The sequence below is a fragment of the Pseudomonas sp. ME-P-057 genome (assembly GCF_030208975.1).
GTDB classification, from domain to species: domain Bacteria; phylum Pseudomonadota; class Gammaproteobacteria; order Pseudomonadales; family Pseudomonadaceae; genus Aquipseudomonas; species Aquipseudomonas lutea.
Genome location: NZ_JARVSX010000021.1, coordinates 21,364 through 34,988, shown reverse-complemented (window position 1 = coordinate 34,988; position 13,625 = coordinate 21,364). Strand labels below are relative to the sequence as shown.

The 13,625-nt window shown below is 60.6% G+C and carries 9 protein-coding genes; 8 read left to right on the top strand and 1 reads right to left on the bottom strand.

Annotated elements, in window-relative coordinates; genetic code table 11:
- From QRN48_RS11340 to tagQ, 5 genes are all read left to right on the top strand, one after another.
- Positions 1-3,000 carry a serine/threonine-protein kinase gene (locus QRN48_RS11340; protein ID WP_285350658.1) on the top strand — a complete coding sequence of 1,000 codons (3,000 nt, stop codon included), beginning with the start codon at positions 1-3 and terminating at the stop codon, positions 2,998-3,000.
- Positions 3,000-3,716: an ABC transporter ATP-binding protein gene (locus QRN48_RS11335; RefSeq protein ID WP_285350656.1), complete on the top strand. Its 717-nt coding sequence runs from the start codon at positions 3,000-3,002 to the stop codon at positions 3,714-3,716. Before QRN48_RS11340 ends, QRN48_RS11335 begins: the two co-directional genes overlap by 1 nt.
- Positions 3,716-4,918, top strand: a complete 1,203-nt coding sequence (locus QRN48_RS11330; protein ID WP_285350654.1) for an ABC transporter permease — start codon at positions 3,716-3,718, stop codon at positions 4,916-4,918. Before QRN48_RS11335 ends, QRN48_RS11330 begins: the two co-directional genes overlap by 1 nt.
- Positions 4,919-4,940: 22 nt before the next feature.
- Complete coding sequence (locus QRN48_RS11325) at positions 4,941-6,632, top strand: formylglycine-generating enzyme family protein (RefSeq protein ID WP_476240644.1); 1,692 nt, start codon at positions 4,941-4,943, stop codon at positions 6,630-6,632.
- Between the two features lie 84 nt (positions 6,633-6,716).
- Positions 6,717-7,658: a type VI secretion system-associated lipoprotein TagQ gene (gene tagQ / locus QRN48_RS11320; RefSeq protein ID WP_285350651.1), complete on the top strand. Its 942-nt coding sequence runs from the start codon at positions 6,717-6,719 to the stop codon at positions 7,656-7,658.
- Positions 7,659-7,841: 183 nt separating this feature from the next.
- Here tagQ and QRN48_RS11315 read toward each other — a convergent pair whose 3' ends face one another.
- Complete coding sequence (locus tag QRN48_RS11315) at positions 7,842-8,567, bottom strand: DUF4431 domain-containing protein (RefSeq protein ID WP_191944740.1); 726 nt, start codon at positions 8,565-8,567, stop codon at positions 7,842-7,844.
- A gap of 238 nt (positions 8,568-8,805) precedes the next feature.
- Between QRN48_RS11315 and QRN48_RS11310 the strand changes: the two genes are divergently transcribed.
- The 3 genes from QRN48_RS11310 (at position 8,806) to QRN48_RS11300 (ending at position 13,608) form a co-directional block, all read left to right on the top strand.
- Positions 8,806-10,500, top strand: coding sequence for a molecular chaperone HscC (locus tag QRN48_RS11310; RefSeq protein ID WP_285350649.1), 1,695 nt, complete (start codon positions 8,806-8,808; stop codon positions 10,498-10,500).
- Between the two features lie 5 nt (positions 10,501-10,505).
- Positions 10,506-12,314 (top strand): J domain-containing protein, encoded by a 1,809-nt coding sequence (locus tag QRN48_RS11305; RefSeq protein WP_285350647.1) that lies wholly within the window; start codon positions 10,506-10,508, stop codon positions 12,312-12,314.
- A gap of 163 nt (positions 12,315-12,477) precedes the next feature.
- Positions 12,478-13,608: a mechanosensitive ion channel family protein gene (locus tag QRN48_RS11300; RefSeq protein ID WP_037018659.1), complete on the top strand. Its 1,131-nt coding sequence runs from the start codon at positions 12,478-12,480 to the stop codon at positions 13,606-13,608.
- Positions 13,609-13,625 lie beyond the last annotated feature (17 nt).

Below are 13,625 nucleotides of genomic sequence, written 5' to 3'. Positions count from 1 at the left end.
ATGGACATTACGATCCCCGGTTTTGACATCGAAGGTGAGATTGGCGAAGGCGCGATGGCTACCGTGTACCTGGCGGTCCAACGGTCACTGCAGCGCAAGGTCGCCCTGAAAATCATGGCCGCCGGACTGGCAGCCGATCCTAGCTTTTGCGAGCGCTTTCTCAGAGAAGGCAGAACCCTTGCACGGCTGTCGCATCCCCACACCGTGACCATCCATGACATCGGCAATGTCGACGCGCTGTACTACATGGCCATGGAGTATTTACCCAATGGCACCCTCAAAGAACGCATTGCCGCAGGTTTGAGCGCTGAACTAGGCCTTGTTTATATTCGCCAGATCGCCTCGGCGCTGGGTTACGCCCATGCCCAGGGCCTTGTCCATCGCGACGTCAAGCCAGCCAATATCCTCTTTCGCGCCAATGGCGTGGCAGTGCTGTCCGATTTTGGCATTGCCAAATCCCTGGACGACCGCACCCAATTCACCCAGGCCGGCTTCGCCGTGGGCACACCAAGTTACATGAGCCCGGAGCAGGCGCGCGGCCAAGACATCGACGGGCGTGCCGACCTGTACGCGCTGGGCGTGGTTTTCTACGAAATTCTTGTCGGCGAATTGCCGTATAACGGCACCGACGCACTTTCCACGGCATTGGCGCACCTGACCGAGCCCCTGCCTGAACTGCCTGAGCATCATGGCCGCTATCAGAACATCCTGCGCGGCTTGCTTGCCAAGGATCCGGCCGAGCGCTTCGCCAATGCCGATGCCCTGCTTGCAGCCCTGGACGAACTTAGCCATCAATCAACTGACGCCACGCTGATCCAGGCGCTGCCACTGCCCAAGCCGTCGGCAGTCGACCTTGCGGGACTGACGCCCCACTCCATCGAGATCCCGACGCGAGCCCCGGAGCCGACTCCATCACCAGTAGACACCCGACAGGGTTCTTTTCAAGAGCGTCGCGCCCCGAAGTGGACCCTGCTCGCTGCTACAACTGCAGCCGCGCTGGGCATCGCGGGCGCGGGTTATTGGTGGCTTCAATCCGGCCTATCGATGGAGGCGGCCAAGCCTTCCACACTCGGGCATCAAGTGGTCGCTCATGCCACCACACCCCCAACCGAGCCGGCCGAGCAAGCCCGGCAGGATGGCAACCAACGCCCATTACTCATGGAAGGCAAGAAGACGCTGTTCCAACGAGTACTCAGCAAACCAGGCGCACGGTACGCCAGCCAGCCTGGTGGCGAACCTGGCTCAGCGCTAACTTCATTCTCGGTGCTTTACGTCTACCAGCGGCAAACCATCGACGGCACACATTGGCTACGCGTTGGCGCGAGCAGCGACGGCCGCAGCGAAGGCTGGTTACCGGCAAGCCAGGTCAGCGACTGGAAACAAAGCCTGGTACTGAAGTTCACCGAACGTTCCGGACGTGCACCGGTGATGTTCATGCGTCAGCCGGGGCAACTTGAGAGCATGCTCAACAACCCGAGCGAGGCCCGCTCGCTGTTGCTCAAGGCGCAGCAGAACCCCGAAGACAATCAACAGCTCGTTGCCTTGGAGCCAGCCAGCAGTGCCGTGCCCCAGGAGCAGTTCTATCTGCTGCCGATCTTTGAATCCCGGGAAAGCTTTGACGCCAATGGCCAACCCGTGCAATTGCTCAACGTCGCCTCCATCGACCCTGGGAATGAGCCGCGCATGGGCGGCGACAGCGGTAGCGCCAAGGCGCCGACCAACGCTGATGCCTTCCGCACTGCCGTGGTACTGGTAGTGGACACCTCGGTGTCAATGCAGCCCTACATCGATCAGGTCCGCGACGTGGTCCACCGCCTACAGAACAAAATCGCACAGCGTGGCGAGCTGGACAGTGTCAGCTTCGGTCTCGTGGGTTTTCGCAATAACGTCAGTAAAACCCCAGGGCTGGAATACCTGACCAAAACCTTGGTGACACTGGATCAGGGCCGCGACCCTGAACGATTTATGGCAATGACTCAGGACGTCAAGGCGGCGTTGGTGTCCAGCCACTCCTTCAACGAGGACTCATTCGCGGGGGTGATGCAGGCGGTCAACGGCATGAACTGGTCGGGTTATGGCGGGCGGCTGATCCTGCTAGTGACCGATGCCGGTTCCTTGCGTAAAAGTGATCCTTACAGCAGCACACAGATGAACGAGGCAGAAGTTCGCCAGGCCGCGCTGAGCAAGCAAATCAAGATCTATGCCCTGCATTTGCGCACCGACGCAGGGAAGAAAAATCACGCCTCCGCCGAACAGCAATATCGCACGCTGACCGCCGACGCCAATCCACGCATTGGCGACCTGTACGTGCCGGTAGCGGACGGAGATGTGCGCAAATTCGGCAGCCAGGTCGATGAAATCGGTTCAGTGTTTGCCGATCTTGTCCATCAGGTTCGCGACAACAGGGCACAAGCGGTGCCGCTGCTGCCCAACGCGCCGAGTATCACTGATAAATCGGCAGCGGTCGGCTACGCCATGCACATGGATTTCCTGGGGCGCAAGAGCGCGAGCCAAGCGCCACAGCTGGTCAGTGCCTGGACTGCTGACCGCGACTTGACCAACCCGGCGCTGCCGGCCTTTCAGGTCTGCGTGATGCTGACCAAGCTGCAGCTTAACGATCTGCAGCAATCGCTGAAACTGATCGTCGACTCTGCGCGCAAGACTAAAACCTCGCCAGGGGATTTTTTTCAGGAAATCGCCAGCGCCAGTGCCTATATGAGCCGTGATCCTGCCGCATTGCGCAAAGGCGGCAAGCTGGCTGCAGGTGGCGTGCTCGGTGAATACCTTGAAGGTTTGCCCTACCGCAGCAAGGCTCTGAGCATGACTCAGGACCTGTGGCTGTCGCTCAGCGTGGCCGAGCAGGAAGACTTCATCGACGAGCTTGACTCGAAGATCCGACTGTACGAGACCTTTCACAACGATGTTGCCAACTGGGTCCGGTTCGGCGACGCCGAACCAGGCGACGCGCTGTACCGCGTACCTTTGTCGACGTTGCCGTGATGCTCAGCCTCAGGGATGTGCGCAAGACGCGAGGTACCGGCAGCCAGCGTTACAGCCTGGTAATCCCTCATCTGGAGCTCGCTGCGGGACAGCAGTGGGCATTGCTCGGGCCAAGCGGCAGTGGCAAGAGTACATTGCTCGACCTGCTGGCTCTGTCACTGTCTCCTGACCATGCGCAGTGCTTCGATTTCTGCATCGGTAATGATAGGGCCGATATCAGCGAGTTGTGGCGCAAACGGCGCACCAACCAGCTGGCCGCTCTGCGCAGTCGGTACCTGGGCTATGTCTTGCAAGCAGGCGGCTTGCTGGGCTATCTGGACGTGCGGCGCAACATCGGCCTGTCGCGACAGCTGCTGGAGTTGCCCGATGACGGCACTGTAGAACGCTTGGCCACCCAGCTGGAAATCGCCGATCAGCTGGACAAACGGCCCTGCGCGCTTTCGGTCGGGCAACGCCAACGCGTCAGCTGCGCGCGTGCTCTTGCCCACGCCCCGCGACTGCTATTGGCGGATGAACCCACTGCGGCGCTGGACCCTCTCAATGCCGGGCAGGTCATGCACCTGCTGCTTAAGCAAGCTCGCGAAAACGGCACCTGCTGCGTGATCGCCACACACGACGAAGCCCTTGCACGCACCTCTGGCCTCACACCGCTGCGGATTACCTGCCAACGCGACAGCGACGGCGGCGTCACCGCAAAGCTTGAGGAGCCAGGTTGATGCGCGCGTCCCTGATCGTTGCCCTGTCGTGGAGGGATTACTGTGCGGACGCGCGGTTGTCGGCGTGTGCGGTGTTGGCCCTGGTCGCTGTAATCGGCCCGTTACTGGTGCTGTTCGGGCTCAAATTCGGGCTGATAAACAGCCTCACACAGCGTCTGGAGCGAGACCCTGCTACCCGGGAGATCATTGCCATGGGTGGCGGGCGCTTTAGCGCGACGTACATTGCTGAACTTGCGCGCCGTCCCGACGTGGCATTTGCGATTCCCCGCACCCGACAAATTGCCGCCACCGCCGATTTGTCCAGCCAGGCTCAGCCCGCCGCGGTCAACGTCGAGATGCTGCCCACCGCCCAGGGCGACCCTTTGCTCGGTAACGCGCCCGTCCCCACCGCCATGGACCAGGTGCTGCTCAGCTACACCACCGCACAGAAGCTCGCCGCGCATGCCGGTGATTGGCTGGACGCCTCATTCACTCGCCAGGTTTCCGGTGTCGTGCAGGCCCAGCGGACCCGTTTGCAGGTATTGGCGGTGCTACCTCTAGGAGCGTTTCAGCGCGATGCGATTTTCGCGCCACTGACCTTGCTCGAGGCGGCCGAGGATTACCGCGACGGCCGCGCCGTCCCGACACTGGGCTGGACAGGCGAGCCCGTTGGCTTGATCAAGCAGCGGGTTTATCCGGCGATGCGCTTGTATGCCAACACGTTGGAGGATGTGGAACCGCTGCGCCAGTACTTCGTTGCCGCCGGCTTAGCCGTCTCTACCCAGGCACAAACCATTGCTCAGGTGCAATCGCTGAGCCGCAATCTGTCCATCGTCTTCTGGCTTATCGCCGGGCTTGGCGTAGCGGGTGCTTTCGCCGCGATCTGCGCTGGCGCTCTGGCCGCTGTCGAGCGCAAGCGTCGTGAGCTGTCGGTACTAAGACTGCTCGGCTTCAGCACTGGAGCACTGCTGCTTTTCGTCGTCTTGCAGGCGGTCTACAGCGGCGCGGTCGCAGCCACGATGGGCGTTGCCCTTTATAGGCTGGCCGAGCTGGGCCTGAACTCACTTTTCGCCCAAACGCCCGGCGAATATGCCAGCCACTTGCTGCCCCGTCACTACAGCCTTGCAGTGCTCGCCATTCTGGGTGCCAGCGCGTCGGCAGCTGCGCTGGGCGGCTGGCGTGTGGCACGCATCGAAGCTTCAGAAGGAATACGTGATGTTTGAATTGCGCACAGCCGCATTGGTCATGGCTATCGCCTCGTCGTGCATCGCAAGTCCTGGCTGGGCCGAGGACACAGAGGCGATCGACAATCCCAAGCCGTTACCAGGTGACGTCAGCTTGCCACTGCCCTGCGATGGCCAGATGGTATTCCGTTATGCATACATCCTCGCCGAGGGAAGCCTGGACGACCGTGAGATCAGCCTCGGCTATCCCTTCAGCGAAGATGAGCCCGGCTACAAGCAATCATTCATTTCCGGGTACCGCCGCGACTTCATCAATGGCCAGTTCACCCTCAGCGATTTGTCACGCGAGTGGGTCAAGATCATTGGTCCGCAATTACCGAAAACCGAGACTGGCACGCCGCTCAAGCCAATGATGTATTTCATCGGCAAATACGAGGTGACCGCTCGCCAGTACGCTCAGGTCATGGCCCAGGCCCAGTCGCTCGCCAGCGGTGAACCGGCACCGACCTGTGAGGCACCGAGCGGTATGGTCGGGCGTTTGCCCAAGGTCAAGCTGTCGCGATTTGAGGCCGAACGTTTCGGCGCGGTGTACAGCGCCTGGCTTATGAAGAACCACAAAGACCTGCTCCCCGTCAGCGGCCGTGGCAGTAATGCCGAAGACGGCGGCGTGGGCTTTGTGCGTCTGCCCACCGAGGTAGAGTGGGAATTCGCTGCGCGCGGTGCACAAGCGGTCAGCCGTCAGGACCTTGAGGGCCGCCTGTTTCCTCGTCGCGTGGAAGGCAGTGAAAGCGATGGCCCGCTGTCGGACTGGGCGGTGTTCAACCAAGTCGCCGGGGGAACGGGTCAGGCGGCGCGCCTGATGCCAGTGGGCACCCGATTGCCCAATCCCATCGGTCTTTTCGACGTGATCGGCAATGCCGCCGAGATGGTGCAGGAGTCATTTCAGCTGGTCCACGCCGGCCGCCGTCAAGGGACGTACGGTGGCTTCGTCACCAAAGGCGGCAGCTACCTGGAAGGCGAAGGCACGTTGTTTACCGGCATGCGTCGCGAGTATCCGCTGTTCGCCGCGGACGGCACCGAGCAGAGCAATGAAACCACAGGATTCCGAGTCGCTATCGGAGCACTGTCGGCGCCGCGTTCGCGCTACAAGGAACTGTTTACTCAATGGCAAAAAGAAGGCCGGCTGGCCTCGCTGACCGATGCCATTGACGACGCCGACGATCCGACCAAGCGTCTGGACAGCATCATCGCTGCCAGCCCCGACCCCCGTATGCAGGCCGAACTGGGGCTGGTCAATGAAGAGCTCAAGCGCAACGTGTCGCTGATCGCACGCCAACGCGAAGAGGCTGCCGGCAACCTGATCCAGTCCGCAGCATTGGTGGCCGAGACCATCAACAACTACAACATTCGCCTGACCAACATGAAGAAAAGCCAGCAGCAGGCGGTGGACGCCAAGGACGAGGCGACCGCCAAGCTATTTGGTGTCGCCATTCAGAACGGCACCAGCGCCATGGATGGGGCGGTGGCGATCTACATTGACAACCTGGCTAACGGCACGCGCTACACCGATGCCGTGATCCAGGCGCAGTTCCAGCGGGTCAAGGAAGAACTCAATCGTAAACCGGTCATCGGCAAAAGCCTGATGAACCGGGCAACGTTATTCGTGCGTCATGTCGGCAAATACCGCGAGCAGAAGCGGGCCGACCCGGCGGCGATATTGAAGGAATTGCTCGCCTCGGTGACTCAACAGTGAGCCACCGATGACAGGCAAGCGTAGAGGGACCCACGCGGCAGCAGGCCGCGCCGGGCTAGTCAAACTTAAAAAGAGAACTTCAATATGCTTTTGTCTCGTAAACCCACTGCTGCACGCTTTAAATACGGCACCATGCTGCTCACCACAGTGGGTCTGAGCACTGTACTGCTGGCCGGTTGTGCCAGTTCGCCGGTTTCAAAGGTTGGCGCGACTACAAAGGTCGAGTACTACCCAACCTGCTACGAGCCGGTACAGCACCTGCGCAGCACAGACTCAGACATGACCAAGTCGGTCGTTACCGGCGCCACTATTGGTGCAGTGGGCGGCGCACTGGCAGGTGCCTTGACCGGCAACTCCGATAACCGTGCCCGCAATGCGGCCATAGGCGCGGCGGGCGGCGCAGTGGTTGGCGGCGCGGCGGGTTACTACACCGAGCGTCAGAAGCAGATCACCGACGACAACCAGCGCATTGCGTCTTATGCCACCGACTTCAATAAGCGCGCGGCCGACATCGACCGCAGCACTGCGTACGCTCAGGCTTCGCAGTCATGCTACCAGCGAGAGTTCGCCAACCTCATATCGGCCCGCAAAGCCAAGACCATCAACGATACCGAGGGCCGCAAGCGCCTGGCGGAAATCGTTTCGGGCCTCAAGGAGTCCAACGACCTGATTACCGCAGTGAACGGTCGTGCCAGCGAAGACCTGAACAACTACACCCAGGCGTACGAGAAAGACCTGCAACAGGTTGGCGTACAGCGTAACGATGTTGTCACCGTGGCTACCGCCAGTGACACCCCGGCCGTAACCAGCTCCAACAAAAAAGGAAGCAAGGCCAAAGCATCCGCGAAGATCAAGCAGCCGGTTGTGCCTAAAGAAGCCGTAGCGACTGAAAAAACCCTTCAGGATGCCAAAGCCAAGCAGGCCGAAAGCACCAAGGTCGCAAACGCCGGCCAAAGTCAGGTCCAGGGCATGTGCAAAAGTCCGGACGTAGGCGATTGGGCACCTGTACCTTGCCCGAACGTGTAATTTAGATCGTCTGGAATACTCGCTGATTCCTCGCCGGCCTCGTGTATAAGGGGCCGGCGAGTTTGACAGCGCTGCAAAACTGGCCAGCCTCGCCCGCAAAGAGGCTCACGCCGCAGGCCTGCTGTAACAACGCTTCCTCACCTGGCACAGCGTCAGGCAACCGCCTACGCATCGACGCATCGCTCACTCCTCCACCTCCCCCGCCCCGATCAGTACATACGCCTGGTCCAGCCAAGCCGAATGCTCTTTGCCATCACTTCCCGTGAATTGCGCTCGTACCCAGCCGCCCGTTCCAATGCCTTTCACGCTCACCAGGGTGTCAGGCGCAAGCGATGCGAGTTTGTCGGTACAGGCTGGATGAGGCGCCTGGTAGACCCACGCTTTGTTGCCGATGATTTTGCCCTGCAGTGCCGGGTCGTAGCTCTCAAGCTCTCGTCTGGCGGACTGCTTTACTGCCTCGCAATTGACAGGCGGCGCCACCGCTCCGCTGACAAGCTCAACCTGCTGCAGCAGGACCTGGGTGTGGTGATAGCCGGAAACGGCGCCAAACAAGGTGCCTTTGAGCACAACGGGCTGATCCAGGTACGGCCGCAAGGTGTCGAAGTCGGGAGCGCCAAGCACCAGTTGCACTAACGTCTGGCCGTCTTCGACGCTGACATCTGCCTCGTTTTCACTGCCGTCCATGCACAAAGGTTCGGCCAGTGAGAGATAGAACCCCACTTGGGGCTCATCGCCCGTGACGACGTCTTCAAAACTCGGCGGGCCGGGGAATACCTGACGCGTCAGCGTGCCACTCAGCGTCGTTTCAGCGGGCTCGTATTGATGGCACGGCGTGGCGTGGGCCAGTGCGACTGGCAGCACGCAAATGAGCAATACCCACAAAGGGCGTAGACGGGGGAAGAGATCCATGTGGGCGTTATCCGAAAACCGGTAAGGGCGATGGGCATTAGGTTAGATAAATGTGAGTGAGTTCGTCAGGTGCTTTAGCGTCTTGTCATGCCAGCCACACCAAACTTCCACCTTCGCGGTGCCACTCAAAGGCCATCTTTATGGCTAAAGCTGCGCGAGCAGGCGCCGATACTTTCTGCCTGGACCTCACTTTTTCCCCGGACAGCTTCACAGCAGTCCCGCATGGAGCATCTTCGGCATGATCGTCGGAATAGATCTCGGCACCACCAACAGTCTGGTGGCCGTCTGGCGCGATGGCGCGACGCAATTGGTCAGCAATGCACTGGGTGATCTGCTGACCCCCAGTGTTGTCGGGCTGGACGATGAAGGTCACGTACTGGTGGGCAAAGCTGCGCGCGAACGTCTTCAGACCCATCCGGGCAAGACGACGGCATTGTTCAAGCGGCACATGGGCAGTGCGCATGAAGTGAAGCTGGGCGCGCGTAAATACCGTCCGGAAGAACTCTCGGCGCTGGTGCTGAAAAGCCTGAAAGCCGACGTTGAGCGTGCGTTCGGCGAGCCGGTGACGGAAGCGGTGATCAGCGTGCCGGCGTATTTCAGCGATGCCCAACGCAAGGCCACCAAAGTGGCTGGCGAGTTGGCGGGGCTCAAGGTCGAGAAGTTGATCAACGAGCCAACGGCCGCCGCGCTGGCCTACGGGCTTCATCAAAAGGAAGGCGAGACTTCATTTCTGGTCTTCGACCTGGGTGGCGGCACCTTCGACGTGTCGATTCTTGAGCTGTTCGACGGTGTGATGGAAGTACGCGCCAGCGCGGGGGATAACTTCCTCGGCGGCGAAGATTTCGACAACGTGCTGCTTGAGCACTTTGTGGCGTTGCACAAACAGGAACCCCAATTCCCCCCAGCGGCAACGGTGATGCAGACGCTTCGTCGCGAGGCGGAGCGCGTGCGCAAAGCGCTGGGGCAGCAAGCGAGTGCGGATTTCGTGCTGCGGCATGCCGACCACGAATGGCGTAAACCGGTGACTCAGGACAAGCTGGTCGAGCTGTATGCACCGCTGCTCGAACGTCTGCGCGCGCCGATCGAGCGCGCACTGAGGGATGCGCGCATTCGTGTCGCGGACCTCGATGAAATCCTCCTGGTGGGCGGCACCACGCGCATGCCGCTGATTCGCAAACTGACCGCCAGCCTGTTTGGCCGCTTCCCTTCCCTCACGCTCAACCCCGACGAAGTGGTAGCGCAGGGCGCGGCGATCCAGGCCGGCCTCAAAGCCCGGGACTCGGCGCTCGAAGAAGTGGTGCTGACGGATGTCTGTCCGTACACCCTCGGGATCGAAACCACGCAGCGCATTGGCGAGCATTTCGAAAGCGGTCACTACCTGCCGATCATCGAACGCAACACGGTCGTGCCGGTAAGTCGGGTGAGGACGGTCAACACCCTCAGCGACCACCAACAATCCGTCATCGTGAGAATCTTTCAAGGCGAAAGCCGCAAGGTGAAGGACAACGTGGCGTTGGGCGAACTCGACATCAAGGTGCCGCGCCGTCCGGCTGGAGAGGTCGAACTGGAGGTGCGATTTACTTACGACAATAACGGCATTCTGGAAGCCGACGTGCGAATCCCGATGACAGGTGAAGCACACACGCTGGTGATCGAAAACAACCCTGGCGTGCTGACGCCTGTCGAGATTAAGGAGCGGCTGAAGGCGCTTGAGTCGTTGAAGACTCATCCCCGCGAACAGCAAGTCAACACGCATATGACTGCGAAGCTTGAGCGGCTTTATCAGGAGTACCTGGGCGAGGCCCGGGAGATGGTCGGTGCCTGGGCCAGTCAGTTTCAGCACGTGCTCGACACGCAGGATGAGCGGCAGATCAGCGAAGTGCGGAATAAGCTCACCGAGCAACTTGAACGCTTCGAGCGAGGGGACTGGTAAGCGCCATGAACCCTTGGACTTTGCTGGGCCTAAACGACGACGCCGATGAGCGCGCCGTCAAACGTCAATATGCAAAACTGCTGAAGGTCACCCGGCCGGATGACGATCCGGAAGCTTTTCAGCGCCTGCGGGAAGCCTACGAGCGGGTGCTCGACTGGGCTCGAAATCGTGCTGACGAAGATGACGAATATCCGCCTGCGGTCGCCGAAGGACCGGCATTGGAGCGTTCGCTCAAGACGGCGATGCCTGCGCACAGCCCCAGCGATATCGTTCAGCCGGCACAGGACGCTGATACCTTGGCGCGGCAGGCTGCACGTCAGCTGGTTGAGCAGACCACCGCGCAAAACCTCACGCATCAACATCGACTTGCCGTGGAACAGGGCTGCGACTTGCTCTTCCAGCAACGCTTGCTGGATCGATGTCTGGAGGTCGATTCGTCTGACTGCGATCTGCTCAAAGCCGCCATCCAGGAGCTGCATTGGCTGACGCCGTGGCAGTCGTTGCGAATCAGCGCGGACCGGGAAATCCAGCTGACTCAACGATTGCTGGACAACCAAGGCGTGTCCCTTGAACACGCGCTGACTGAAGGCAAAGAGCGTCAATTTCTCGCGGCCCTTCAGGAACTGACTCAGCAACCCTGGCTGGCCTCCCTTGAACGCCGCGATCAGTTGCAGCGCTGGGTGATGTTTTTCCTTCACAACCATAAAGGCTGGTCAGCTGCGTTGTTCGACAGAGTCTGCGAGCTGTTTGGATGGGATGACCGCAAGGGGGTGTTTCCCGAACCGGAGTTCATCTGGCGGCACTTGGTGGAGCGGTGCGAAAAGTACGCCTATATCGAACATTGGCAGCGTTTGCTGGCAGGCGGCAAGACTGACAGCGTTGAAGAGAAGGCGGCGCGGCTAGTGCTCCAGCCGGGTCGCAAAGTCGATCGACTGCGACTGGCGCGGTACTGCAACGCGGATGTCTGGATCGCCTGCGAGCGTTTGTGCTCGACGGTCAACCATAGATATCCCGAAATGCTCGAGGCGTTTCCCGAGGCGGATCTGCAGAGTTGGCGGACCTTACGAGTCGAGCCAATGAATGCGGCTGTCTGGACATGGATTGGCTGGATGCTTTTTACCGCTCTGTTCATGATCCCGAACGAAATGATGAAAGGCCCGCTCGACGGCGTAAAGGCAGCGGTGATGCTGCTGATGTATCCATTATTCATGACCGGGTTGTGCCTGTTCGCCATGCGCGTCTGGCGTCCGGTTTGTCTGGCCATAGAAGAGGCCGATGAATGGATCAGCGATCTGTTGCTTCCTGAGTGGCTGCACTGGCCCGCTTCACAAGCGTTGCTGGTCCGACATGGGGTGCCGTTGGTGCTGATTGGAGTGATCCTTCATTCCCAGGGGCCAGCCGCGCAGCTGTGCTATTCGCTGCTGATGGTGGCGTGGGTATTTCTATCGCCGTACCGCCACCCGCAGGTCTACGCCCCAATCCGGGAGGCGGTAAAAACATTCCTGCACGTCAATGCGCGCAAAATCTTTTTGTCGATCGTTGTCATCGCGGCCTTCGCAATCTACGCCAGCCTTAACCCGCCAATCACAAAGCCGGCGCCTACCCATCATTCCGGACAAACAGCGCAAGCGCTGCCCGGCCAGCTCGATTGCAGCAGCGAGCAGGCCATGGAGTTGATGGACAAGGAATGCAGAAACGCAGTGCTGCCGGAGCGCTGCGCGGATTACTCGCGGGAGCAGAAGATCAGCCAGTGCTGGCGTCTTCGAACCCGATTGCAACGTGAGCTGGGCATTCAGGCGACTCAAGGTCAATAGCACAGCCAGCAGGCGCTCGAGCGAGTGAAGCGCCTGCCAGATGCTCTGGCACGCGGATTTCGACGCTGGCTGATTTGGGTGGATATGGGCCAGCCGGGGAACAATGCGCAGCGAGGGGGTTCACACCTCATGCCTTTGAACCGTCTTGCTGGTGACCTTTTTTATGGAACAGTTACTCCCGCAGGCCTGGCTGAACGCCCTGCCGTTGCCGTGGCTCAATACCCTCGTGGCTGCCGCCGTGGCCATAGGCATCGCGCTGTTGGGCCGCTGGATCGCGCTGATTTTGCTGCGACGGGTGGCCAAATCATTCGTTTTCGCCCAACAGCTCCTTCACCGCGCCGAGCCGCCCACCTTGTGGCTGATCCCGTTGCTGGCACTGCAAACGGTATGGACCTCCGCGCCGGACGATCTGCCGTTGATCAACGGCGTCAGGCACCTGAACGGCATGTTGGTGGTGGCCGGGTTTACCTGGCTGGCGCTGAGCTCGGTGAAGGCCATTGGCGAAGCGGTCGCGATCCGAAACCCGCTGGACATCGAAGACAACCTTCAGGCGCGCCGGATCCAGACCCAGGTGCGGGTGCTGGTGCGTTGCCTGAACGTGCTGGTGTTGCTGTTCGGTACAGGCCTGATCCTGATGAGCTTTCCACCCGTACGCCAGATCGGCACGAGCCTGCTGGCGTCGGCTGGGCTCGCTGGCCTGGCGGCCGGTTTCGCCGCCAAACCGGTGCTGGGCAATTTGATCGCAGGCTTGCAGATCGCCATATCACAGCCCATTCGCCTGGATGACGTGGTGATTGTCGAGGGTGAATGGGGGCGCATCGAAGAGATCAGCGGCACCTACGTGGTGCTGAAGATCTGGGATGAGCGCCGGATGGTGATTCCGCTGCAGTACTTCATCGAGAAGCCATTCCAGAACTGGACGCGAAGCACGTCTAGCCTGATTGGCTCGGTATTCCTGTGGGTGGATTACGCGTTGCCACTGGAGGAATTGCGAGAAGAAGCGGAGCGCATCTGTAAGGAAATTCCCCATCTCTGGGATGGCCGAGTCTGCGTGCTGCAGGTCACCGACACCACCGCCAAGGCGATGCAATTGCGGGTGCTGTTGAGTTCGGCGGATTCTTCCCGCAGCTGGGACGCGCGGTGCCACATGCGCGAACGCCTGATCAGTTTCGTCGCCCGCCAATACCCGGAGTGCCTGCCGCAATTGCGCGCCGAGATGTCCTCACGCACCGTCCAGCCAGAACGCGAAGGCCACGAAGCCCCGACCGAAATCGCGCGTCAGCCGCCGGTGTGAAGACCGGTTACCCGGCG

What these genes read in the sequence shown, in the direction of transcription:
- QRN48_RS11340 (WP_285350658.1), top strand. Translation starts at nt 1, where the DNA reads ATGGACATTACGATCCCCGGTTTTGACATCGAAGGTGAGATTGGCGAA.
- QRN48_RS11335 (WP_285350656.1), top strand. Translation starts at nt 3,000, where the DNA reads ATGCTCAGCCTCAGGGATGTGCGCAAGACGCGAGGTACCGGCAGCCAG.
- QRN48_RS11330 (WP_285350654.1), top strand. Translation starts at nt 3,716, where the DNA reads ATGCGCGCGTCCCTGATCGTTGCCCTGTCGTGGAGGGATTACTGTGCG.
- QRN48_RS11325 (WP_476240644.1), top strand. Translation starts at nt 4,941, where the DNA reads ATGGCTATCGCCTCGTCGTGCATCGCAAGTCCTGGCTGGGCCGAGGAC.
- tagQ (WP_285350651.1), top strand. Translation starts at nt 6,717, where the DNA reads ATGCTTTTGTCTCGTAAACCCACTGCTGCACGCTTTAAATACGGCACC.
- QRN48_RS11315 (WP_191944740.1), bottom strand. Translation starts at nt 8,567, where the DNA reads ATGGATCTCTTCCCCCGTCTACGCCCTTTGTGGGTATTGCTCATTTGC.
- QRN48_RS11310 (WP_285350649.1), top strand. Translation starts at nt 8,806, where the DNA reads ATGATCGTCGGAATAGATCTCGGCACCACCAACAGTCTGGTGGCCGTC.
- QRN48_RS11305 (WP_285350647.1), top strand. Translation starts at nt 10,506, where the DNA reads ATGAACCCTTGGACTTTGCTGGGCCTAAACGACGACGCCGATGAGCGC.
- QRN48_RS11300 (WP_037018659.1), top strand. Translation starts at nt 12,478, where the DNA reads ATGGAACAGTTACTCCCGCAGGCCTGGCTGAACGCCCTGCCGTTGCCG.